The sequence below is a fragment of the Dolichospermum sp. DET69 genome, from assembly GCA_017355425.1.
In the GTDB taxonomy this organism is placed as follows: Bacteria; Cyanobacteriota; Cyanobacteriia; order Cyanobacteriales; family Nostocaceae; genus Dolichospermum.
In genome coordinates, this window is sequence record CP070233.1 from 1237310 (window position 1) to 1257743 (window position 20434).

A 20434-nucleotide genomic window follows, 5' to 3' on the forward strand; every position below is an offset into this window, starting at 1 on the left:
TATCATTTTTTATGTGAATGTTTAGATTAGCTTTTCTACTTCTTGTCTGAATCAGGATGTCCAGGATTTGAGGATGTACAGGATGGTAGTTTATTATTTTTTATGTGAATGTTTAGATTAATTTTCAGACCATTGAAAAATATTCACTACCCATCAACAATTATATCCTGTTAATCCTTTAATCCTGGAAATCCTGATTCAGACAATTTCCCATCATAGAAAAAATCCCACATCCCATCAAAAATCAAATCCTGTTAATCCTTTAATCCTGAAAATCCTGATTCAGACAATTTCACACACCATCACACAACCGCTTATCCTCCTCACTCAAATCCACATTCGGATTGTGTAAATAATCCTTCAACCAAGCACAACCATCCTTAATTGCCCTATCTAAATCCCGCACAGGCCACAACCGCGCTGTATTGTCCCAGGATGCCGTAGCAATGGTTTTACCGTCGGGGCTGAAACTCACACTCCTGACTGTACCCTGATGCCCTTTAAATTCCTGAATCAATTGCCCCTGCAAGTTCCACAACCGCGCTGTATTGTCCCAGGATGCCGTAGCAATGGTTTTACCGTCGGGGCTGAAACTCACACTTATGACCCGATCCTGATGCCCTTTAAATTCCTGAATCAATTGCCCCTGCAAGTTCCACAACCGCGCTGTTTTGTCATCGGATGCCGTAGCAATGGTTTTACCGTCGGGGCTGAAACTCACACTATTGACTGTACCCTGATGCCCTTTAAATTCCTGAATCAATTGCCCCTGCAAGTTCCACAACCGCGCTGTTTTGTCATCGGATGCCGTAGCAATGGTTTTACCGTCGGGGCTGAAACTCACACTTATGACTGTATCCTGATGCCCTTTAAATTCCTGAATCATTTGCCCCTGCAAGTTCCACAACCGCGCTGTTTTGTCATCGGATGCCGTAGCAATGGTTTTACCGTCGGGGCTGAAACTCACACTATTGACATCACCCTGATGCCCTTTAAATTCCTGAATCAATTGCCCCTGCAAGTTCCACAACCGCGCTGTATTGTCCCAGGATGCCGTAGCAATGGTTTTACCGTCGGGGCTGAAACTCACACTATTGACATCACCCTGATGCCCTTTAAATTCCTGAATCAATTGCCCCTGCAAGTTCCACAACCGCGCTGTTTTGTCATCGGATGCCGTAGCAATGGTTTTACCGTCGGGGCTGAAACTCACACTATTGACATCACCCTGATGCCCTTTAAATTCCTGAATCAATTGCCCCTGCAAGTTCCACAACCGCGCTGTTTTGTCATCGGATGCCGTAGCAATGGTTTTACCGTCGGGGCTGAAACTCACACTATTGACTGTACCCTGATGCCCTTTAAATTCCTGAATCATTTGCCCCTGCAAGTTCCACAACCGCGCTGTTTTGTCATCGGATGCCGTAGCAATGGTTTTACCGTCGGGGCTGAAACTCACACTATTGACTGTACCCTGATGCCCTTTAAATTCCTGAATCAATTGCCCCTGCAAGTTCCACAACCGCGCTGTATTGTCATCGGATGCCGTAGCAATGGTTTTACCGTCGGGGCTGAAACTCACACTTATGACATAACCCTGATGCCCTTTAAATTCCTGAATCAATTGCCCCTGCAAGTTCCACAACCGCGCTGTATTGTCCCAGGATGCCGTAGCAATGGTTTTACCGTCGGGGCTGAAACTCACACTTATGACCCGATCCTGATGCCCTTTAAATTCCTGAATCAATTGCCCCTGCAAGTTCCACAACCGCGCTGTTTTGTCTGAGGATGCCGTAGCAATGGTTTTACCGTCGGGGCTGAAACTCACACTTATGACATCACCCTGATGCCCTTTAAATTCCTGAATCAATTGCCCCTGCAAGTTCCACAACCGCGCTGTTTTGTCTGAGGATGCCGTAGCAATGGTTTTACCGTCGGGGCTGAAACTCACACTTATGACATCACCCTGATGCCCTTTAAATTGGATACGTTCTTTTATGTTGTCGAGGATATTATTTAAGGCATAAATAGGGCTAATGGTGGGATATTTATCCAAAGCTTTATTTTTAACTATAGTTTTTAATGTCTTGCCATTCCGTACAGCAGACACTAAAGATGGTAATTCTTCAAATTGGAATTGTCTTAAAACATTCACTCCACCTTGTTCTAATTTGGTAACTATTAATGCTTCTTGTTGGGCTTTGAGTGCTGCTTGTTTAGCTGTCTCTGCTTTTTTTAATGCGGCATTTGCTGTTTTAAAGGTTTCTCGCGCTTCCTTAGCTTTATTTTCTGCTTGTTGTTGTTGTATCTTTGCTTGTTGTGATTTTGTTTCCGCAGTTTTTATATTATCATTAGCTGTTTTAACTTTTAATTCGGCTTCTGTATTTTTTTGTTTTAGTGTTTCAGCTTGTTTATTTACTGCTTCTAATTTGGTTTTAGCTGCTAATAGATTTTCTCGCGCTTTTTTAGTATTCTGTTCTGCTAACTTAAAGTTTTTTTCTGCTGTTTGTTTATTTTTCTCTGCTGCTTGAGACTTTTTTTCTGAATCTTGAGTTTGACTTGCTAATTTTTGCGTTTGTGCTCGTAATTCAGTTTGTTTTCGTTGAGCAACTTTAGTTTCTCTAAGTTGGTTCATACCATAAACAGAAGCCATAGCTGCAATTACTACGAAACTCATAGCTAAACCAGAACTTAATTTTAATCTTTTTTGTCCTTCATGAATTTTTTTATCAGCTTGAATTTTAGCATCTGCTAATATTTGTTTTGCTGCTTCTGCTTCCTGTAACTGCTTTTGAGTTTCTACTAATTTTTGTAATAACTCATTATCCTTTTGACGAATAAACTCCACCAAATAATCATGGACTAATTGATATCTATTTTCTGGAGATTCCTGAATTAATAATACTAACCCAGATACTACCAATATTTTTAAAACCAAATCTAAATCTTCATTGGTATATGTAGGATTTTTGGGTAGGGGTAATTCATGAATTACCCCTACAGCATTTTGCATAAATCCTGTTAAACTTAACTCTTCAGCTAATTCAGCCGAAGTTTTTAAAGGACGAGTGTTATTTTCATTGGTTAAGAGATATAAAACCAATTCTGCTAATTTTTGATTTTTTTGTCCACATTCTTGAATAACATCTTGTAAAAAACCTTCAACTAATTTTTCTTTGTTATGAATTTTTTCTTGATATTTTTCTAAAGTTGTAATTCTTTGGTTTTCTAATTGCGTTCCCACAATTTGTAATTCTATGGGTCTAATTTCGCCGATATTTCCCGCTAGTTCTGCTACTAATTTATCTATTAAATCTTTTTGTAAGCTGTATTTGCTTCTTTTGGTTAAACTGGTAAATACTGTTGTCGCATCTGTGGGGGAAAAGTTACCCAAATAATAACGAATATCTTTACTCAAGATATCTGTATTATTGACAATATCTGTATTTTTTTCATTCGCAAATTTCCGTTCTAATTCTAATAAATAATGTAAATAATCTTCTCGCAAAGATAGTACAATTTTAACATCATTGGTTATTAAACACCTTCTAAGAAAATCATAAAATGCTTGTCTCTCGGTTTGTTCTTGATTTACAAAGAAAAATTCTTCAAATTGGTCAAATATTAAAACCGTTAATAAATTATTGGTGCTATTTTCTACCAATTTTTTAATAATTGCATCTGTAGAACGTAGGGACAATTCATGAATTGTCCCTACATTTAAAGCCTTTGCTAATTCTCCCAACCAATTATTATAAGACCGTAACAATATGGGTAAAACTTGTTTAGCTTTAATTGTTTCTTGTTCCAGTGCGGGAATTAAACCAGCTTGTAAAATTGAACTTTTACCCACTCCAGACTGGCCATGAATAACAATTAATCTATATCTATCTTCAGCAATTTTACTTCTTAACCGTTTTACATCTTCTTCTCTACCAGAAGCAACTATTTCCTGGGCTATTTCACCAGTATTTTCTTTATCAGAATTTACAGATTGAATAATTTTCCGTTGGGGGTTTAAATAAGATGCACCAACAAACGCCCGAAAACTATATTGTTGTTCTATTTGTAATCTTTCTTGTTTGGTATAGAAAGCTGTTAAATATTCCTCTTGTTGAAAGTAGAGTAAATTTAATTGATTTAAGATATCAATATATAACTGGGGATTATATTCTATTTGGGTGTTGGTTTTTGCGGTTTCTAATATTTTGATACTGGTTGATATTTCACCCAAGCCATGATAGGATTTAGCCAAGAGAAATTGATAATATACTTGTTCATTTTTGGGAATATGTAAAAACCTCTCTCCAAACCTCTCTCCTACAAGGAGAGAGGCTTTATGATCATTATCTCCTGTTCCCTCTCCTACAAGGAAAGAGGCTTTATGATCATTATTTCCTGTTCCCTCTCCTCTTAGGAGAGGGTTAGGGAGAGGTGATTGAATATCATGTAATATTTGTAATGCTGTTTCTGCATGGTTTTTAGCTTCCATGAAATTATCTTTATATAAAGCCAGTTCTGCTAAAAAACCATAATCTTTAGCCAGATAATTATTTTGTTGTTGATGTATTATCAAAGATTCATTAACTAATTGTTCTAAATCATCCCATGCTTGCAATTTAAGATATACTTCACATAACGAAGTAATGTATTGAAATAATGAATCTTGGTTTTTTGTTTGTTTAAAAATCTCTAAACTTTGCTGAAAATAATTCCTTGCTTGTTTCCATAAATTTTGATTATCTACCTGATTTATTGAGGCTTTACGGTAGTAGATTAAACCAAGATTAACTAACAGTGTACCTTGTCTATCTAAATTGTTACTTTCTTGCCAAAAAATCAAACTCTGTTGATAATGTTCTAAAGCTAAATCTAATTTATCATCTAAATAATCACCATAACCAAAAACATATTCTAAACTAGCATTAATAGAGGGGTTTAATAATTCTCCCTGTTGTTCTAAATCTTGTTTTGCAATTGCTAATTCCTGACAAAGATGAGAAAAGAGTATATTGGTTATATCACCTGCAAATATTTTATCTGTTTCTTGTTGAATAAAATCAATTAATTGATGACTAGGAGGTTTAAATTCAATAGTAGTTGCCCAATTTTTAAAATCTGGCGCTAATCTAATTATTTTCTTCAAAACGGCATCATTTACCCAGAAAAATACAGGGAAATTAAAGTTATTTCTAAACTCTTCCCGCGCTTGGTTAGTTGCAGTTAACACTGCATCAATATTTTGCACTGATTCTAAACCAAAGACCATTAATGCTGATGGTGGTTCATAATCTAATTGATATGTCAACTGATCAGCTATATTGGTATATATGGTTTTGATATTTGGTAACAGGTGAATTTTTTTTACTGTTTCTACCTCCTGTAATTTACTAAATATTTGTTCTTGAAAAAAGGTGTAATTACAACGTAATAAAATCAGCGAAAATGCGCCATGAGAGAGGGTAATTACTCTGATTAATTTTCTGGAATTACCCTCGTTTTCTAAATCTAAATTGTCTGGTTGCTGTTGATTATTCATGACTTAAATTTTGGTGATTCTTGTAAAATTGGATTAATGTCAAACCAAGATACATCATTTTCTATATATTCAAAAACAAACAAATCACGAATTAATATATTATATTCTTCATGACCTGCAATGCTTTTAGTTTGTGACACATCCTTTAATAATTGCCATTCATCATTATCAATCCCCAGAGATAAGATATTACACTCTTTTCTAATCACTGTTTCTAAGCAGTCACTAGTAATTGGTAGATCATCATTTTGCAAACAAGTATATAATAAAGATAACAAACTGCGTAAATGACCGCCACTAACTTTACATAGTCTTTCTAAAGTATCCACACTATCAAAAACTTGGGTAATTAAATCCTGGTTATCTTCCCAGTCATCCCAATTGATCTGAGAATAAGGAAAAGCCCTCACCATGATCATTTTTTGTAAAAGTTTAATTCCTAAAGTAAAATCAGATTCATCTCTTTGTTTTGCTGCTACCATTGGTAAAACTTTGGGACTGGCATTAAAACGATCTCTCAATCTAGCTAAAGCATTAGAATAGACTAATACTAAAGGAATTGTATAAACAACATGACATTTTAAACCCTTTAATTTATCACCACGTTCAGCAAAAAGATATTCTGGTTGAAATTGATTATTTGGTTTGAGAGTATTATCTATTTTATCTAATCCATCAACAATAATTACTAAACCTTTTTTACCTTGCTGTTTGAGTTTTTCTTGGGCAGTTTGAATGATGTCTTGATTAATAGAGTCTAAAATTCCATTAGTCCGTGGTTCTAAACATTGTTTTACTTGACTACGACTTTTATCATTCTCTCTGGTTTTCGCGGTAATTTTAGCAATGCCTAAAGATAATTCGGCTTCTAAATCTATATCAATGGGAGTTGTGAAAAGGTCAGATACTTCTTTAAACAAATTTTTAAAATATCCAGGTTTAACATTAATTTTAACTGCTGCTAAACTTTTGCTGACTTCTCCAGCTATAGCTAATAAAATATCTGTAATATCAACATCTGCCATGTCTAAACTTTGGCTAGACTCAAAATAGACTACATGAAAATCCTCCTGTTCTAATTCTGCTTTTAATCTCAGTAATTCTGTAGATTTACCGCAACCAATATGTCCTGTAAATAATTGACAGGTCGGATCTTCAGGTGATATTCTAGCGATCGCCCGTCTTAATTGATCAATAACTTTTGCACCACGAACTTGAGAAAAATCAATATAATATTGTCTATCTTCAGCTTTCCCTATTACTAGCGTCTTAGAAGGGTTGCAAGCCTGAAAAAACCTTGTTATGCCCAGTTTCATGGTAAATTGCCTGAAAATAATCACTATCTCAGTAATTATACAGAAAATGATAGGATTAAGCTAGAAAACAAGAGATTAAAAATCTAGAATCCATTTGCGTATGCCTTGGTTTGTTAAAATTGAATCTGGTAAGGTTGAGAAACCCATCTTTGACCAATATGTACCCGGTCACAGAGCTTATGTGCAAGAGTTGATTGCTAAAGGACATAAAGCTAAAACCGGTTATTGGGCGTGCAAGGGTGGTGGAATGATGTTATTTGAGGCGGCATCAATGGATGAAGCACAGGCAATAGTATTGGCTGATCCCTTGGTACAAAACGATTGTGTCAGCTACGAACTATTTGAATGGCAAATTGTTGTGGAATAATACACAAATTTTAAAATTTAGTGTTATAGTAATGGAAGACCTGGATCTATGCGATTTCAACGCCCAAATCTTGTCAGGACCGGAAGGTAGCAGCAATACGGGATGCTTGAGGTAGGCGTAGTCTCCGGGTCGCCTTATTTGTAGGAGCTTTCAGCAGCAATGCCTGGTTTTGGAGATATTGTACAAAAAGCTTTTTATCTTGGTGTAGGCTTGGCCTCTTACGCTGGTGAAAAAGCTGGGGGGAAATTAGCCGAACTGCGATCGCAAGTCCAAAAATTAGCAGATGAAATGGTAGCCAAAGGCGAGATGAACACAGAGGAAGCTCGCCGCTTTGTCGAAGATATGATGAAGCAGGCTCAACAGCAACCAACATCTGGACAAACGCCTGAAAAAGCATCCCCTTCCGAACCCCGACGGATAGATATCCTAGAGGATGACGAAGAACCAACTGTGAAAGCGGCGACAAAAGAAAACACAAAAAGTGTCGATAATGTAGATCGGCTAAGGGATCAAGTGCTAGAACTACAGGAAGAGCTAGAGCGGCTGCAACGCGAACCGTAGAAAGCCATCCTTTGCTGTGGGGATCGGTAATATTCAATTCTAGAAAAATGACGCTATACCCAAAAAGTTTGTAAGTGCAATTACCCACTTTGTACTCTATAACTTCCAGTTCAACGGCGTGAAGCGTCATGTTTTTAGCCAGTAAGGGCATTAAGTTATGGAACAGTGGCAAAAAGACTTAATAGGCATGATCGAAACTGTGGCTGATGAAGTAGAGCAGTTTTTTGTGGAAATGAATGACATGATAGACGCTTTTTTTGAGATCACGGAAGAGATCACAGAAGAAGTACAAAGCACATTTGTAGCTGATATTGACCTGTTTTTACAAGAATTAACTGAACCAATTTTAGAAATTTATTGGGAACTAGAAGACATCACAGAAGATGTAGATCCCGGTTTTCCTTATGCAGTAGAAGCTACACGAGAAAAAAATGCTGCTTGTATTGGTTGTAGCAACTATCACGGACAGGTTTATAGTGGTAATTTGTTAGTCTGCGGTATGCACCCTCATGGTTGGGATGATAAAAATTGTCCAGACTGGGAAAAAGAAGTTTGCTAAACCCTGTCTAAGATGAAAACCATAGTTATTGAAAGTAGTGGGAGCATCTTGCTCCCTGCTGTTAACTAGCGAGCAAGATGCTCGCATTACTTCAGGTTTCAACATGGATGAGGTTTAATAATATCAGGAGAGACCAGATGCCCATCCCACAAGATTGGATTATATTCTTTGTCGAGTCCTCTAAGTAACTAATCAAGCTGGGAAGAAATGTTAAAAACTGTTAAGTTAATAATTGTGAATCTCTGCATTTCTTTTTACTAACATAATGAGTAACTTTGCACCAGAAACGGTATCCCCAGCTAGTCAAGAAATAAAATATGGTGAACGCGAGATTGCGGAAGGGAAATTAATTACATTTCCTAACCCCCGCATTGGGCGACGCTATGATATTAGTATTACTCTCCCGGAATTTACTTGTAAATGTCCTTTTTCCGGTTATCCCGACTTTGCGACTATTTATATTAGTTACATTCCCGATGAACGAGTGGTAGAGTTGAAAGCACTCAAGCTTTATATTAACAGTTACCGCGATCGCTATATTTCCCATGAAGAAACAGCAAATCAAATTTTAGATGATTTTGTTGCTGCTTGTGATCCTTTAGAAATTACTGTGAAAACAGATTTTACCCCTCGTGGGAATGTGCATACTGTAGTTGAAGTCAGACATCAAAAAGCTGTTTAAGCAATCAATACCTTAGCCATTTTTGTGTAGGTTGGGTTGTTCGCGTTAGCGTTGCGAAGCAATGGGACGAAACCCAACGCATTTGTGGGGTTTCTCTTCGTACCCTTCGGGAAGCAAGCTACAAGCCAACCTACGAATCAATGAATTTTTTAATTTGGCTAAGGTATTGAAATTAGTTATCAGAGTTTTTTCACCCTGATACAGATTAACTCACTAAAACACTGCGAGAATAACCATTTTTTTGAGCTAATTTTTCTCCAATTACCTTTTGATAAACGGCTTCATAACCATCAGTCATTTGTCGAACACTGAAATTTTCTTCCACATATTGACGACAAGCGTAACGATTTAAGCTATCTATTTTGTCAATAGAATTAATACATTCTTCGATATTATCACAGAGAAAACCCGTTTTCCCATTCCCAATCACTTCCTCTGCTGAACCCATTCGCATGGCAATTACAGGTGTACCTGATGCCATTGATTCTACCATGACTAAACCAAAAGGTTCTCGCCAAGTAATAGGGAATAAAGTTGCATAAGCACCTCCCATCAGGACATTTTTTTGCAAGTGATTGGCTTCACCTAAATATTCAATTTGCTTACCATCAATATAGGGTTTAATTTTTTGGTCGAAATATTCTAAATCTATTAAATCTACTTTACCTGCAAGTTTTAACTTCCGACCAGTTTTTTGAGCAATCTCAATTGCTAAATGGGGTCCTTTTTCTGGAGACATTCTCCCTAAAAAAGCTAAGTAAGATGGTTCTATTGGTTGAGGATAAAATTCATAACTACTGACATCAATGCCATTATAAACGGTGTCTACATAGTTTAGTTCTAATCTGGGTTCTCTTTGAGAATTAGAGATAGCAATATAAGGCTGTTTTCGGCAATGTTGAAAGATTTTTTCATTGTCTGGTGTGAAAATGCCATGTAAAGTATGCACTGTAGGAGTTGTTACCAGGTTTGCAGATGTTAATGTGGCGACTCCCATGTGAGAATGAATAATATCAAAATCTGCGGCTTTTTCATAGACTGATGCTAATTGTAGAAATTCATAAATACTTGAATCTCTGATAGTCGGATCTAGCCTTAAAGCGCGGGGATGAACTGATATTAACTTTGCTAAAGTTAAAGAATCTCCTGATGCAAATAATGTCACTTCGTGTCCCCGACGAACTAATTCATCAGTTAATAACCCCACTACTAATTCTATTCCACCATAAGCTGGTGGTGGTACTCTCTCCCACAATGGAGCAATTTGAGCAATTTTCATCTTTCATCTCCTAAAATATCAGATTTCTATTTCCAGTTATTTGAAAATAAATTGCATAACTAACAGGAAATAGCTAAAAGTTTCAAAAAAAAATCGCCCTTATCCATGATTGTACTCCCAAATCTTATGCTTTATATTTGATATCTTTTGTCTATCCTAGGTAATGCAATCATCTGATACTTAAGAAATAAATTAGACAAAATATAATAGTTATATGTTTGATTTTGAGCTTGACTTGAAGGAAAAAAATAAGTATAATATATAACGATAAATAAATAGTTGCATATATTAAGTAAAATGAATATATACAAACAAATAAATAAACCGCGTGTCTCCTGGCAAGCGGTTTTCGCACTAGTCATATTTGTGTTTATGTACCTACCTATCCTGGTACTGGCTTTTTATAGCTTTAATAAGTCACCTTACAGTGCTAAATGGCAAGGATTCACCCTGGAATGGTATGGAAAACTATTTAGTGACGAACGGATTTTATCGGGGTTATCTAATAGTTTGTTGGTGGCTTTTTGTGCAGTAGGAGTTTCCGCAGTTTTCGGAACATTAATGGCTGTGGGTTTGGCACGTTATGACTTTCCTGGTAAGAAATTATATCAGGGAATTGCCTATTTACCCTTATTAATTCCTGATATTGCGATCGCTGTTTCGACACTAGTATGTTTAGCAGCTTTTGCTATTCCTTTGAGTATATGGACTATTATTGCTGCCCATATTGTTTTTTGTCTATCATACGTTGGGTTGGTGGTTTCTTCGCGGATGAATAATATCAATCCTCATTTAGAAGAAGCAGCATTAGATTTAGGTGCAACCCCAATCCAAGCCTTTATTTTGGTTTTATTACCGCAATTAATGCCAGGGATTATTTCTGGGTGTTTATTGGCTTTTGTATTGAGTTTAGATGATTTTTTAATTGCTAGTTTTACGGCTGGGAGTGGTGCTAATACCCTACCAATAGAAATTTTTAGCCGCATTAGAACGGGAGTCAAACCGGATATTAATGCTTTAAGTGTGATGTTAATTTCTATGACTGCGATTGTCGCTTTGATAGGGGAATTGATTAGAACAGCGGGGGAAAAGAGAGAATAGGGAATGATTAAAAAAATACAGGAAATTCTTAAATTACTACTTTCTTTATCAAACAGAATTCAGGAGTCACAGAGTCAGAATTCAGTTGGGTATTCTGTGCGAGTGGCGGATGAATAACCGGCGTTTTTGCACCCCCACCAAATCGCAGATTTGGTGGTCTTTAATCAGTCGCAGGTCTGAATCCTCGACTGATTGATTCTGACTCGGTGGCTACTGACTCGGTGACTCATAATATTTCAATTTTTCCAAATAATGATGATTAACTCGGTTATAATTTAACCAGTTGTGATGATTGATGCAAATTCTTCCAAAGCCTGAAAGCTGCTAATTAGTTGAACTGGGAGTAAATCTAAAAGATGTCTAATACCCTATATGATAGCGATTTGCAATTATGGATTGAGCGAACAATTCAACAGTTACAAAATCATGAATTTGAATCGCTGGATATTGAGCATTTGATTGAGGAGTTAGTTGATTTGGGTAAATCAGAGAAGAATACGCTCAGAAGCAATCTCAAAATTTTATTAGCTCATTTACTCAAGTTAAAGATTCAGGATGATGCACCCGATTCAATGAAGGGAAGTTGGTACAGTTCAGTTGTGGAACATCGTCAGCGGGTTCTCGATAATTTAGCTGATACCCCCTCTCTCAAAAGTTTCCTAGTAGAAGCTGTAGAAAAAGCCTATCCTGATGCTCGTAAGGTAGCAATTAAGGAGGGTAAACTTGCTAAATTTGGGGTTCGTATACCGGAAGAAAGTGACTATCCTATCACCTTTCCTTTTTCGATTGAGCAAATTTTAGATGAGGATTTCTACGGGTTATAGATGACTTGGGAAGTTTCACTTTACAAAAGTAGGGTGGGAATTACCCACCACCCATTGGTGTCAACTTAAGCTTAAATTCTTACCATATCTTGTTCCCATTCTCCGACTGGCAATGCCATCCCAGAGGCTGGTGCTTCTTTATTTATTGAAGGTAGAGCCTTCTAAAATTCATTCCCATACAGAGTATGGGAACGAGAAGAACTTATTTTCCTTGCAAGACAAAGGTTTTAGGTTAAGTTGACACCACTGCCCACCACCATATTCTACACCTTAAACTTAGAGGTAATCCGTTTCATGGCTTCTTCGACATTTGCCCGACTATTAAACGCAGAAATGCGGAAATAACCTTCACCAGCAGCCCCAAAACCAGAACCGGGAGTTCCCACTACATTCACGGTTTCTAATAATTTATCGAAAAATTCCCAACTGGATAAACCATGGGGAGTTTTCACCCATACATAAGGTGCATTTACGCCACCATAAACATTTAAACCAGCATTTATGAGTTCTTCTCTGATAATTTTAGCGTTTTCTAAATAGAAACTAACTAAAGCTTTGATTTGTGCTTGTCCTGCTTCGGAATAAACAGCTTCTGCACCGCGTTGGATAATATAAGAAACGCCGTTAAATTTGGTAGACTGACGACGATTCCATAGTTTCCAAAGTTCCACATCAGAACCATCAGCGGCTTTAGCTGTGAGGGTTTTAGGAACTACAGTTAAAGCGCAACGAGTTCCAGTAAACCCGGCATTTTTGGAGAAAGAACGGAATTCAATGGCACAATCTCTAGCGCCTTCTATTTCAAAAATAGAATGAGGTAAGGTAGGATCAGTAATAAATGCTTCGTAAGCGGCATCAAAAAAGATAATTGAACCGTTAGCTTTGGCATAATTTACCCATGCTTGCAAATGTTCTCTGGTTGCAGTTGCACCTGTGGGATTATTAGGAAAGCAAAGATAAATTAAATCAACTTTTTGGCTAGGAATTTCAGCGGTAAAGTTATTTTCAGCGGTGACAGGTAAATAAACTAAACCACCATATTCGCCTTTTTCGTTAGCATCTCCGGTGTTACCCGCCATAACGTTAGTATCTACGTAAACGGGGTATACTGGGTCTGTCACGGCAATGGTGTTATCATGACCGAAAATATCTAAAATATTGCCGCAGTCGCATTTAGAACCGTCGGAAATGAAGATCTCATCGGCTTCTATAGCTGCTCCTCTAGCTTGGAAGTCGTGGGTAGCGATTTTCTCCCTTAACCAAGCATAACCCTGTTCTGGGCCATATCCTTTAAAACTTGAGCGATCGCCCATTTCTTCTACAGCTTTAATCATGGCTGTACGACAAGCTTCTGGTAAGGGTTCGGTAACATCACCAATCCCCAACCGAATAATTTTAGCATCAGGGTTAGCTTGTGCAAAGGCGTTTACCCGACGCGCAATTTCTGGAAACAGATAACCAGCTTTGAGTTTCAGGTAGTTGTCGTTAATCGTAGCCATAGTAAATTTTGAGAAAAAAGACAATGATACACTATCTTCATGGGAGAAATGTCTGATAGAGAAATTTTAAAGGGAGTCGAGTTATAATTAGTTTAGAAAATTCCCATATTCAAGAAAATATGAGTCTAATTAATGAAGCTACTAAACAACGAATTATCCAAGAGGTTTTAGAGGCTAGAAAAAATCGTCCTCAGTTTCTAGTTGCTATGAAAGAACGGCAAAAGCAAGGTTTAAAAATTGCTCAACAATGTACCAAAATTTTGAAAGAAAGATTTGGGGTCGAAAAAGTTGTTTTATTCGGTTCTTTATTGGATCATCAACAAATGAGTTGGCGTTCTGATATTGATTTAGCTGTTTGGGGTTTACCAGAAAAAGATTATTTTAAAGCTGTCGGTGTTCTTTTGGATATTGCTGAAGATTTTTCTATTGATTTAATGGAAGCGCAACACGCTAAAACTTATATCTTACCTGCAATTTCTCAAGGGATAGAACTATGATTGTATTGAGGAGAAAAATTGCTGAAGAACTAATCAAGCTTGAAGAATTGGTGAATAGAGTTAATAGATTATTATTATTAATTCAGCAAAATGATGATCCTATTTATCTTGATGGGTTGATGAGTGGTTTAGCATTATATGTACAAAATTTCTATACTGGTGTTGAAAGAGTTTTTGCTTTGATTGCTAAACAAATAGATGGTGTTACTCCATCAAGTGCAGATTGGCATATACAGTTATTAGGGCAGTTATTAGTCCCAGTTCCAAATATTCGCCCCGCTGTTATTTCTCAAGATACTTATGAATAACTTAATGAGTTTCGCGGATTTCGTCATGTCAGCAGGAATTTGTATGCCTATGATTTAGATCATCAAAGAATTATTGACTTAGCTAATAAACTTATAGGTTGTCATCAAATATTTATGGAAGATATAAATAAATTTGATGCTTTTTTAGCCAATAATTAAACAACACAAATTCCTAATTCCTAATCCCCAATCACCTAATTTACAACTTGGCTACCGTGACTACGAGGATCATCTTGATCACCATCTGTTGCAACTGGTGCAGAAAATTGGGAGGTTTTACCATTAGCTTGAGCGTGGGGAAGGGGAGAACCAGCAATTAAGGCTTCTAAGTTACTAGCCATAATGGTGCGCGGGATATCACCAATGGTTTCAGCTATAGTTTCCCCTTGTTTACCCAAAAAGACAAAGTGGGGAATCCCGTCTACTCGATACTTGAGCATTTCTGGCAACCATTTGGTATTATCAACATTCAACATCACAAAATTCAGGTTGTTGTCGTACTGTTGCCTGAGTTTAGCCATGTCGGGAGTCATTTTTTGACAAACTGTACACCAATCGGCGTAAAACTCGACGAGAGAAGGTTTACTGTTGCTGAGGGCTACTTCTAAGGGAATAGCAGTTTTACCCAATTCTGCGAGGGAAACTGAGGTAGAATCAGTTTTAAGTCCTAAGAAGAGGGCAACTCCCAAAGCGATCGCTACAATGGCAATTAAGAAGTTTTTGATGCGGTTACTGGAATTTACAGGGGCTTCGGTACTCATAATCAATTTATTAAGACTTATTAACTTAGTTCATAATCTAGTTTACTGTTTTCCCACCTTATGAAAAAAAGAGTTACCCTGACTTTTCCCAAACGTGCGATTCAAATGCCAGTTACCTACCGACTAGCAAAAGATTTTAATGTGGCTGCAAATATTATCCGCGCCCAAGTTGCCCCAAATCAAATTGGTAAACTGGTAGTAGAATTATTGGGAGATATTGATCAATTAGATGCAGCAATTGAATGGATGCGATCGCAACATATTCATGTTTCCCTGGGTTTAGGGGAAATTTTGATTGATGAAGATGTATGCGTTGACTGTGGTTTATGCACGGGAGTTTGTCCCACGGAAGCTCTTGCTATTAATCCAGAGACGTATAAACTCACATTTGTGCGATCGCGCTGTATTGTCTGTGAACAATGTATTCCTACTTGTCCCGTTCAAGCTATTTCAACTAATCTTTAAGTCAGGAGTCACCGAGTCAGAATAAATGCAACCTGCAAGAACAATTTATGAAAACTTCCCCAGAAACATTAATAAAAACCCTCGGTGAAACTGCACACCAAGCCATTGAAAAACACTTTACAAAAACTATAAAATGGGAAAAAGTAGTTAAAAAAGACGAAGATCCAGAATCACTACATCAAATGCGAGTGGGAATGCGGCGATTACGAACTGCTGTTAGTAGATTTGAGAGATATTTAAATTTACCAAAATCAGTTAGTGATCAAAATATTGGTAAATTTGCCCGGATTTTAGGTAGTCTCAGAGATTTAGATGTCCTTGAAGAAACTTTAAAAAAGAATTATAAACCGCATTTAGTTGAAAAAGAACAAGAATCTTTACAAACAGCTTTTAAAGAATTAGATAAGCAGCGAGAAATTGCATTTTCTCATGTGGAAAAAACATTTAAAGATGACCTTTATAAATCTTTCAAAAATGAATGTGAGGATTGGTTAAAAAATCCCAGTTATCGAAGTTTTTCATCCGTACCAATTCACCACGTATTACCAGATTTACTCTCACCAGAAGTTAGTGAATTTTGCTTACATCCAGGATGGTTAATTGGGACTAAAATTGTTAAATCGGAAATAGTAGTGCAAACAAAATGGACACCCAGCCAATTAGAAGAACATCTGAAAACAGAAGGTAAAACTCTGCATGATTTGCGAAAACAAGCCAAACGTCTCCGCTACCAAATGGAGTTATTTACTGAATTGTATGGTGAGTCTTTTGCCGCACATCTTCATGATGTCAAAACTATCCAAGAAATCTTGGGCATGATTCAAGATAATATGGTTTTACATGAGTGGTTAGAGCATATTTTTAAATCAGAACTTGAGATTCAATTATGTGGGCTAATGACGCTATTAGCCGCAAATCGTTATCAATTGTGGCAAAAATGGCAACCACTACAACAACGTTATTTGCAAGCAGATACTAGATATAGTTTACATTTGGTGGTATTACAACCTACTGGGGAAAATGTTAAATAAGCTCTTGCAGATTCCTAGTAGTATTAATATTTAGGGAGAGAATTGAGGGTGAGTATAATTGAGATAGTGTGTTATCCTTGGGCAAAAGTTTTGGAATAAATATAATCTAATTTAATAACCGCTTGCTGTTACGATATTATCAACTACTAGTGGTTGATATTCTGGACTAGAAAAGGGGCGAAAGTCATCTTTACACAAAGTAGTTATATGACACAATAGGCGAAACTGAAGTGGTGTAGGTGGTAGATTTACACGCTCTACTTCCAGTCTGACTGAACTAGGGTCTTTCCAAATCAGATCAAAAACTTCACTTCGTAAGTAACGCGGACAATAACCTACAATATGATGATCTTCTGTGTTTAAAGTTAATGCTTTAGTATCATGAGGGTTTTGAAATTCATGAGCTAACCATAACTTTTCTGTTGACACAAAATGATTAATTCTTTCAATGGCACATTTAGGTAGGTGTCGTAGTCCGTGAGCAAAAAAGTGTAATTGATATTCTCCTTTTTCATCTGCTTCTGGACATGGGAACACAGCAAGACTATCTGTTTCTCGTTGTCCACCACTTCTGGCTAAAATTGCGAAGGGATCTTCTTCTGCTTCTGAAATATTTAACCATTGTAGAAAATTAGCATAATCAGGACGGGAAGGAGACATCAAACGATTAGAGAAAACTGGAAATAAATGGATTGATGTATATACTTTTTCTAAATCAGGAAATGAATATAAAGGTTCAAAACCACAAGTATTTTGTGCCTCTTTGACACTTTGGGTGTAAACAAATTTGTACTTTGTGCCATCATAAGTTAATCTACCAATTGGAAACCAAGAGCGACTATGGGTATCTTGCCAAGCTAGAAATAGTGTTTGAGGTGTTTTCACTGTAATAATTCCTTTAAATTAAGTAATTTATTTTGGTTCAATTCCAGAATCTTTTGTGTAAATTCGACTGCTATATGTGATATCCGCTTTTGTGGAATCCGGTTTAAAATTGAGAGAGTATCTGTTTTAGATATGCGTTCAAGATGCTCTATCCAAATCATAGCGGCTTGGGGATAACGAAGCGCAGCCTGGTAAAATACATCAAAAGTTTTCAGTGGCTTTTTATCTTCTATAGGAAATTCTGGCTTAAATTCCATGAATTTATTAACAGTAGATATTATCTGGATTCAGTCTAGCCTGTTTACTATGTTACATAGTATTTTATTATTTCAAGAATAGTGATCGCATTCCCAATGTATCATTAATGTATTATTTTTCCATCTCTCGACGAGAAATAGATTCCCATGAAAGACGGATACTCTCAAACTGATATCGACATTTTTCAGAGAATTTATCCACTATTCTTTCCCGAAGTTCTAAAATATCTAGACACAAGCCAAATTAATTTTCCACCAATCCCCAATTCTTATGAGTGATAATATTAATCCTGCGGATTTTCGTGAATCAGATGTAGCAAATAACAGTCAGTCACTGACCTTACAACGCGGTGGTGAAGAGTTAATGCTAGAAAAGACGCTGTATCGTTTTACTATCCGTCCCAATGCAAATTTTCCCCGCGAAAAACTATCACAAATGCCTTGGGGTGTATGGCGGCAGAGTATTCCCCAAGCAAAGCTAGAACTATATACAGTTTTCCCTGATCAGCTAGATGCGGTAATGTTTCAACTCCGTGCTGATAAAAATATAGACTTTGTGAGTCACGTTTATACACTTCAAAATAATCCTGGGACTTTTGTTTATCTCAGTGACCAAATTACAATTCAATTTGCTACTTGGGTAGATAATACTAAAATTAATACTATTGTCCGTACATTAAATTTAGTTCAAGATCAACCAGTTATTGGCATACCAAATACCTTTGTTTTTCTTGTTAGTAAACAAGCCACACAAAACCCCATTAAAATTACCAATTATTTACAAACACTGCCAGAAGTTTTAGCGGCTGAACCGAATATTCTTATTCAACAAGAACCCCATTATAAACCCAAAGATACTCTTTATTCCCAGCAATGGTATCTCAACCATAATAGTACGAATCAGTTGGTAGCTGGTTCTCATATTTCTGTAGAACAAGCTTGGGATACTACTCGCGGTGTGCGTTCTATCGTGGTCGCTATGGTAGATGATTCCTTTGATTTAAAACATCCAGATTTTCAAGGTGCTGGTAAAGTTGTTGCTCCCAGAGATTTAAAAGAAAATGACTTTTTACCCTTACCTGGAGAAAAAGAAACCAGTCATGGTACTGCTTGCGCGGGACTAGCTGTAGCTGAAGAAAATGGTTCAGGAATTATTGGGGTGGCCCCTGGTTGTGCCATGATGCCAATTCGCACTACTGGTTTTTTAGATGATCAATCCATTGAAGATGCTTTTAATTGGGCAGTGGAAAAAGGCGCGAGTATAATTTCTTGTAGTTGGGGAGCTTCTGCTGTTTATTTTCCCCTTTCTATCCGGCAAAAAGCCGCTATTAATCGCGCTGCTACCAATGGACGCAAAGGTAAAGGATGTGTGATTGTGTTCGCGGCAGGAAATGCTAATCGTCCGATTAATGGCACTGTCAATGAACAGAATTGGCCGAAAAATATTGTCCAAGGTAAGACAAATTGGTTAAGTGGTTTTGCAGTTCATCCTGATGTAATGACTGTATCTGCATCTACTAGTTTAAATAAAAAGGCTGCTTATAGTAATTGGGGAAGTAATGTTTCTGTTTGCGCTCCTAGTAATAATGCACCCCCAGGAATGTGGTTTCAAGAAACGGGTTTTGTGTATACACAACCGGCTATTGTTTCTTCTCTTTTTGGCTTGGGAGTATTAACAACAGATCAAATAGGTGCGGCTGGTTATGATGCAGGTAACTTTACTAAAAACTTTGGTGGTACTTCCAGTTCTACTCCCCTAGTTGCAGGAGTAGCGGCTTTGGTATTATCAGCTAATCCTGATTTAACCGCTCAACAAGTAAAACGGGTTATTCAAGATACTGCTGATAAAATTGTTGATAATAACCCTGATCTTCAGTTGGGTATTCGTGGGGGTACTTATGATAGTAACGGTCATAGTCAATGGTTTGGTTATGGTAAAGTCAATGCAGCCAAGGCAGTTAGATTAGCACAGCAAATGAGTGTAATCGCCAAAGTTAGTAATAAACAAATACAGGTGAAAAATACTCAAGTAGTGAATATTCCCGATAATAATAGACAGGGAATTAAAAGTGCGATCGCTATTAATGAATCTGTCAATATTACCGATATCCAAGTCACAGTGAACATCACCCATGATTTTTTAGGAGATTTAGAAGTTTATTTAATTGCTCCTAATAATCAGCGAATTTTATTACAAAGTCGCACATTAGGCCGACGTAATCAATTACAAAATACTTACACAGTGCGATCGCATCCTGCCCTCAAACAATTACTTTCTTTATCTGCAAAAGGTAACTGGCAATTACAAGTTATTGACTATGCAGCCCTAGATGTGGGCAAACTGAATAACTGGGAATTGGTAATTGGAGATGGGAAATAATGATGAAAATAGCGATTCCTAGGTCGCGCTTACGCTATCGCAAATCCTGACGATATCTCGTTTATCTTGTTCCCAGTCTTTGACTGGGAATGCTATCACAGAGGCTCTGCCTCCGATGTCATT

The 20434-nt window shown here is 37.1% G+C and carries 18 protein-coding genes and 1 other RNA gene; 12 read left to right on the plus strand and 7 right to left on the minus strand.

Features of this window, described 5'->3' with window-relative positions:
- Positions 1–292 precede the first annotated feature (292 nt).
- Together EZY12_06050 and EZY12_06055 are read right to left on the minus strand one after the other, a co-directional pair.
- Positions 293–4492 (minus strand): hypothetical protein, encoded by a 4200-nt coding sequence (locus EZY12_06050; protein QSX70541.1) that lies wholly within the window; start codon positions 4490–4492, stop codon positions 293–295.
- Positions 4493–5535: 1043 nt separating this feature from the next.
- Positions 5536–6855 (minus strand): ATP-binding protein, encoded by a 1320-nt coding sequence (locus EZY12_06055; protein QSX69203.1) that lies wholly within the window; start codon positions 6853–6855, stop codon positions 5536–5538.
- A gap of 100 nt (positions 6856–6955) precedes the next feature.
- Here EZY12_06055 and EZY12_06060 point away from each other — a divergent pair, with 100 nt between their 5' ends.
- From EZY12_06060 to queF, 5 genes are all read left to right on the plus strand, one after another.
- Entirely contained in the window at positions 6956–7222 is a 267-nt protein-coding gene (locus EZY12_06060) for a hypothetical protein (GenBank protein ID QSX69204.1), read from the plus strand.
- A 37-nt stretch (positions 7223–7259) separates the two neighbouring features.
- An RNA gene (gene ffs, locus EZY12_06065) (signal recognition particle sRNA small type) lies at positions 7260–7356 on the plus strand.
- Between the two features lie 25 nt (positions 7357–7381).
- Positions 7382–7783 carry a phasin family protein gene (locus EZY12_06070; protein ID QSX69205.1) on the plus strand — a complete coding sequence of 134 codons (402 nt, stop codon included), beginning with the start codon at positions 7382–7384 and terminating at the stop codon, positions 7781–7783.
- A gap of 157 nt (positions 7784–7940) precedes the next feature.
- Entirely contained in the window at positions 7941–8342 is a 402-nt protein-coding gene (locus tag EZY12_06075; GenBank protein ID QSX69206.1) for a hypothetical protein, read from the plus strand.
- A 265-nt stretch (positions 8343–8607) separates the two neighbouring features.
- Positions 8608–9024, plus strand: a complete 417-nt coding sequence (gene queF / locus EZY12_06080) for an NADPH-dependent 7-cyano-7-deazaguanine reductase QueF (protein ID QSX69207.1) — start codon at positions 8608–8610, stop codon at positions 9022–9024.
- A 205-nt stretch (positions 9025–9229) separates the two neighbouring features.
- Here the strand turns inward: queF and EZY12_06085 are convergent, their stop codons facing one another.
- Entirely contained in the window at positions 9230–10303 is a 1074-nt protein-coding gene (locus EZY12_06085) for a glycosyltransferase family 4 protein (protein ID QSX69208.1), read from the minus strand.
- A gap of 372 nt (positions 10304–10675) precedes the next feature.
- On the opposite strand from EZY12_06085, the gene EZY12_06090 reads away from it, so the two are divergent.
- Both EZY12_06090 and EZY12_06095 read left to right on the plus strand, forming a co-directional pair.
- A complete protein-coding gene (locus EZY12_06090; GenBank protein QSX69209.1) occupies positions 10676–11404 on the plus strand; it encodes an ABC transporter permease in 729 nt (242 codons plus the stop codon).
- Between the two features lie 356 nt (positions 11405–11760).
- Complete coding sequence (locus tag EZY12_06095; GenBank protein ID QSX69210.1) at positions 11761–12228, plus strand: DUF29 domain-containing protein; 468 nt, start codon at positions 11761–11763, stop codon at positions 12226–12228.
- 263 nt (positions 12229–12491) lie between these two features.
- On the opposite strand, the gene EZY12_06100 is transcribed toward EZY12_06095, so the two are convergent.
- Complete coding sequence (locus EZY12_06100) at positions 12492–13727, minus strand: LL-diaminopimelate aminotransferase (protein QSX69211.1); 1236 nt, start codon at positions 13725–13727, stop codon at positions 12492–12494.
- A gap of 119 nt (positions 13728–13846) precedes the next feature.
- Here EZY12_06100 and EZY12_06105 point away from each other — a divergent pair, with 119 nt between their 5' ends.
- Positions 13847–14224, plus strand: coding sequence for a nucleotidyltransferase domain-containing protein (locus tag EZY12_06105; GenBank protein ID QSX69212.1), 378 nt, complete (start codon positions 13847–13849; stop codon positions 14222–14224).
- Entirely contained in the window at positions 14221–14532 is a 312-nt protein-coding gene (locus tag EZY12_06110) for a hypothetical protein (protein ID QSX69213.1), read from the plus strand. The genes EZY12_06105 and EZY12_06110 overlap by 4 nt, the downstream gene beginning before the upstream one ends.
- Positions 14533–14726: 194 nt before the next feature.
- Here the strand turns inward: EZY12_06110 and EZY12_06115 are convergent, their stop codons facing one another.
- Positions 14727–15293 carry a thioredoxin fold domain-containing protein gene (locus EZY12_06115; GenBank protein QSX69214.1) on the minus strand — a complete coding sequence of 189 codons (567 nt, stop codon included), beginning with the start codon at positions 15291–15293 and terminating at the stop codon, positions 14727–14729.
- A 60-nt stretch (positions 15294–15353) separates the two neighbouring features.
- On the opposite strand from EZY12_06115, the gene EZY12_06120 reads away from it, so the two are divergent.
- Both EZY12_06120 and EZY12_06125 read left to right on the plus strand, forming a co-directional pair.
- Positions 15354–15758, plus strand: coding sequence for a 4Fe-4S binding protein (locus EZY12_06120; protein QSX69215.1), 405 nt, complete (start codon positions 15354–15356; stop codon positions 15756–15758).
- A 47-nt stretch (positions 15759–15805) separates the two neighbouring features.
- A complete protein-coding gene (locus EZY12_06125; protein ID QSX69216.1) occupies positions 15806–16789 on the plus strand; it encodes a CHAD domain-containing protein in 984 nt (327 codons plus the stop codon).
- Positions 16790–16900: 111 nt separating this feature from the next.
- On the opposite strand, the gene EZY12_06130 is transcribed toward EZY12_06125, so the two are convergent.
- Together EZY12_06130 and EZY12_06135 are read right to left on the minus strand one after the other, a co-directional pair.
- Complete coding sequence (locus EZY12_06130) at positions 16901–17674, minus strand: DNA-binding protein (GenBank protein ID QSX69217.1); 774 nt, start codon at positions 17672–17674, stop codon at positions 16901–16903.
- Positions 17671–17931: a hypothetical protein gene (locus tag EZY12_06135; GenBank protein QSX69218.1), complete on the minus strand. Its 261-nt coding sequence runs from the start codon at positions 17929–17931 to the stop codon at positions 17671–17673. Before EZY12_06135 ends, EZY12_06130 begins: the two co-directional genes overlap by 4 nt.
- Positions 17932–18202: 271 nt before the next feature.
- On the opposite strand from EZY12_06135, the gene EZY12_06140 reads away from it, so the two are divergent.
- Complete coding sequence (locus EZY12_06140; protein ID QSX69219.1) at positions 18203–20311, plus strand: S8 family serine peptidase; 2109 nt, start codon at positions 18203–18205, stop codon at positions 20309–20311.
- The last annotated feature ends 123 nt before the right edge of the window (positions 20312–20434 follow it).

What these genes read in the sequence shown, in the direction of transcription:
- EZY12_06050 (QSX70541.1), bottom strand. Translation starts at nt 4,492, where the DNA reads ATGGAAGCTAAAAACCATGCAGAAACAGCATTACAAATATTACATGAT.
- EZY12_06055 (QSX69203.1), bottom strand. Translation starts at nt 6,855, where the DNA reads ATGAAACTGGGCATAACAAGGTTTTTTCAGGCTTGCAACCCTTCTAAG.
- EZY12_06060 (QSX69204.1), top strand. Translation starts at nt 6,956, where the DNA reads ATGCCTTGGTTTGTTAAAATTGAATCTGGTAAGGTTGAGAAACCCATC.
- EZY12_06070 (QSX69205.1), top strand. Translation starts at nt 7,382, where the DNA reads ATGCCTGGTTTTGGAGATATTGTACAAAAAGCTTTTTATCTTGGTGTA.
- EZY12_06075 (QSX69206.1), top strand. Translation starts at nt 7,941, where the DNA reads ATGGAACAGTGGCAAAAAGACTTAATAGGCATGATCGAAACTGTGGCT.
- queF (QSX69207.1), top strand. Translation starts at nt 8,608, where the DNA reads ATGAGTAACTTTGCACCAGAAACGGTATCCCCAGCTAGTCAAGAAATA.
- EZY12_06085 (QSX69208.1), bottom strand. Translation starts at nt 10,303, where the DNA reads ATGAAAATTGCTCAAATTGCTCCATTGTGGGAGAGAGTACCACCACCA.
- EZY12_06090 (QSX69209.1), top strand. Translation starts at nt 10,676, where the DNA reads ATGTACCTACCTATCCTGGTACTGGCTTTTTATAGCTTTAATAAGTCA.
- EZY12_06095 (QSX69210.1), top strand. Translation starts at nt 11,761, where the DNA reads ATGTCTAATACCCTATATGATAGCGATTTGCAATTATGGATTGAGCGA.
- EZY12_06100 (QSX69211.1), bottom strand. Translation starts at nt 13,727, where the DNA reads ATGGCTACGATTAACGACAACTACCTGAAACTCAAAGCTGGTTATCTG.
- EZY12_06105 (QSX69212.1), top strand. Translation starts at nt 13,847, where the DNA reads ATGAGTCTAATTAATGAAGCTACTAAACAACGAATTATCCAAGAGGTT.
- EZY12_06110 (QSX69213.1), top strand. Translation starts at nt 14,221, where the DNA reads ATGATTGTATTGAGGAGAAAAATTGCTGAAGAACTAATCAAGCTTGAA.
- EZY12_06115 (QSX69214.1), bottom strand. Translation starts at nt 15,293, where the DNA reads ATGAGTACCGAAGCCCCTGTAAATTCCAGTAACCGCATCAAAAACTTC.
- EZY12_06120 (QSX69215.1), top strand. Translation starts at nt 15,354, where the DNA reads ATGAAAAAAAGAGTTACCCTGACTTTTCCCAAACGTGCGATTCAAATG.
- EZY12_06125 (QSX69216.1), top strand. Translation starts at nt 15,806, where the DNA reads ATGAAAACTTCCCCAGAAACATTAATAAAAACCCTCGGTGAAACTGCA.
- EZY12_06135 (QSX69218.1), bottom strand. Translation starts at nt 17,931, where the DNA reads ATGGAATTTAAGCCAGAATTTCCTATAGAAGATAAAAAGCCACTGAAA.
- EZY12_06140 (QSX69219.1), top strand. Translation starts at nt 18,203, where the DNA reads ATGAGTGATAATATTAATCCTGCGGATTTTCGTGAATCAGATGTAGCA.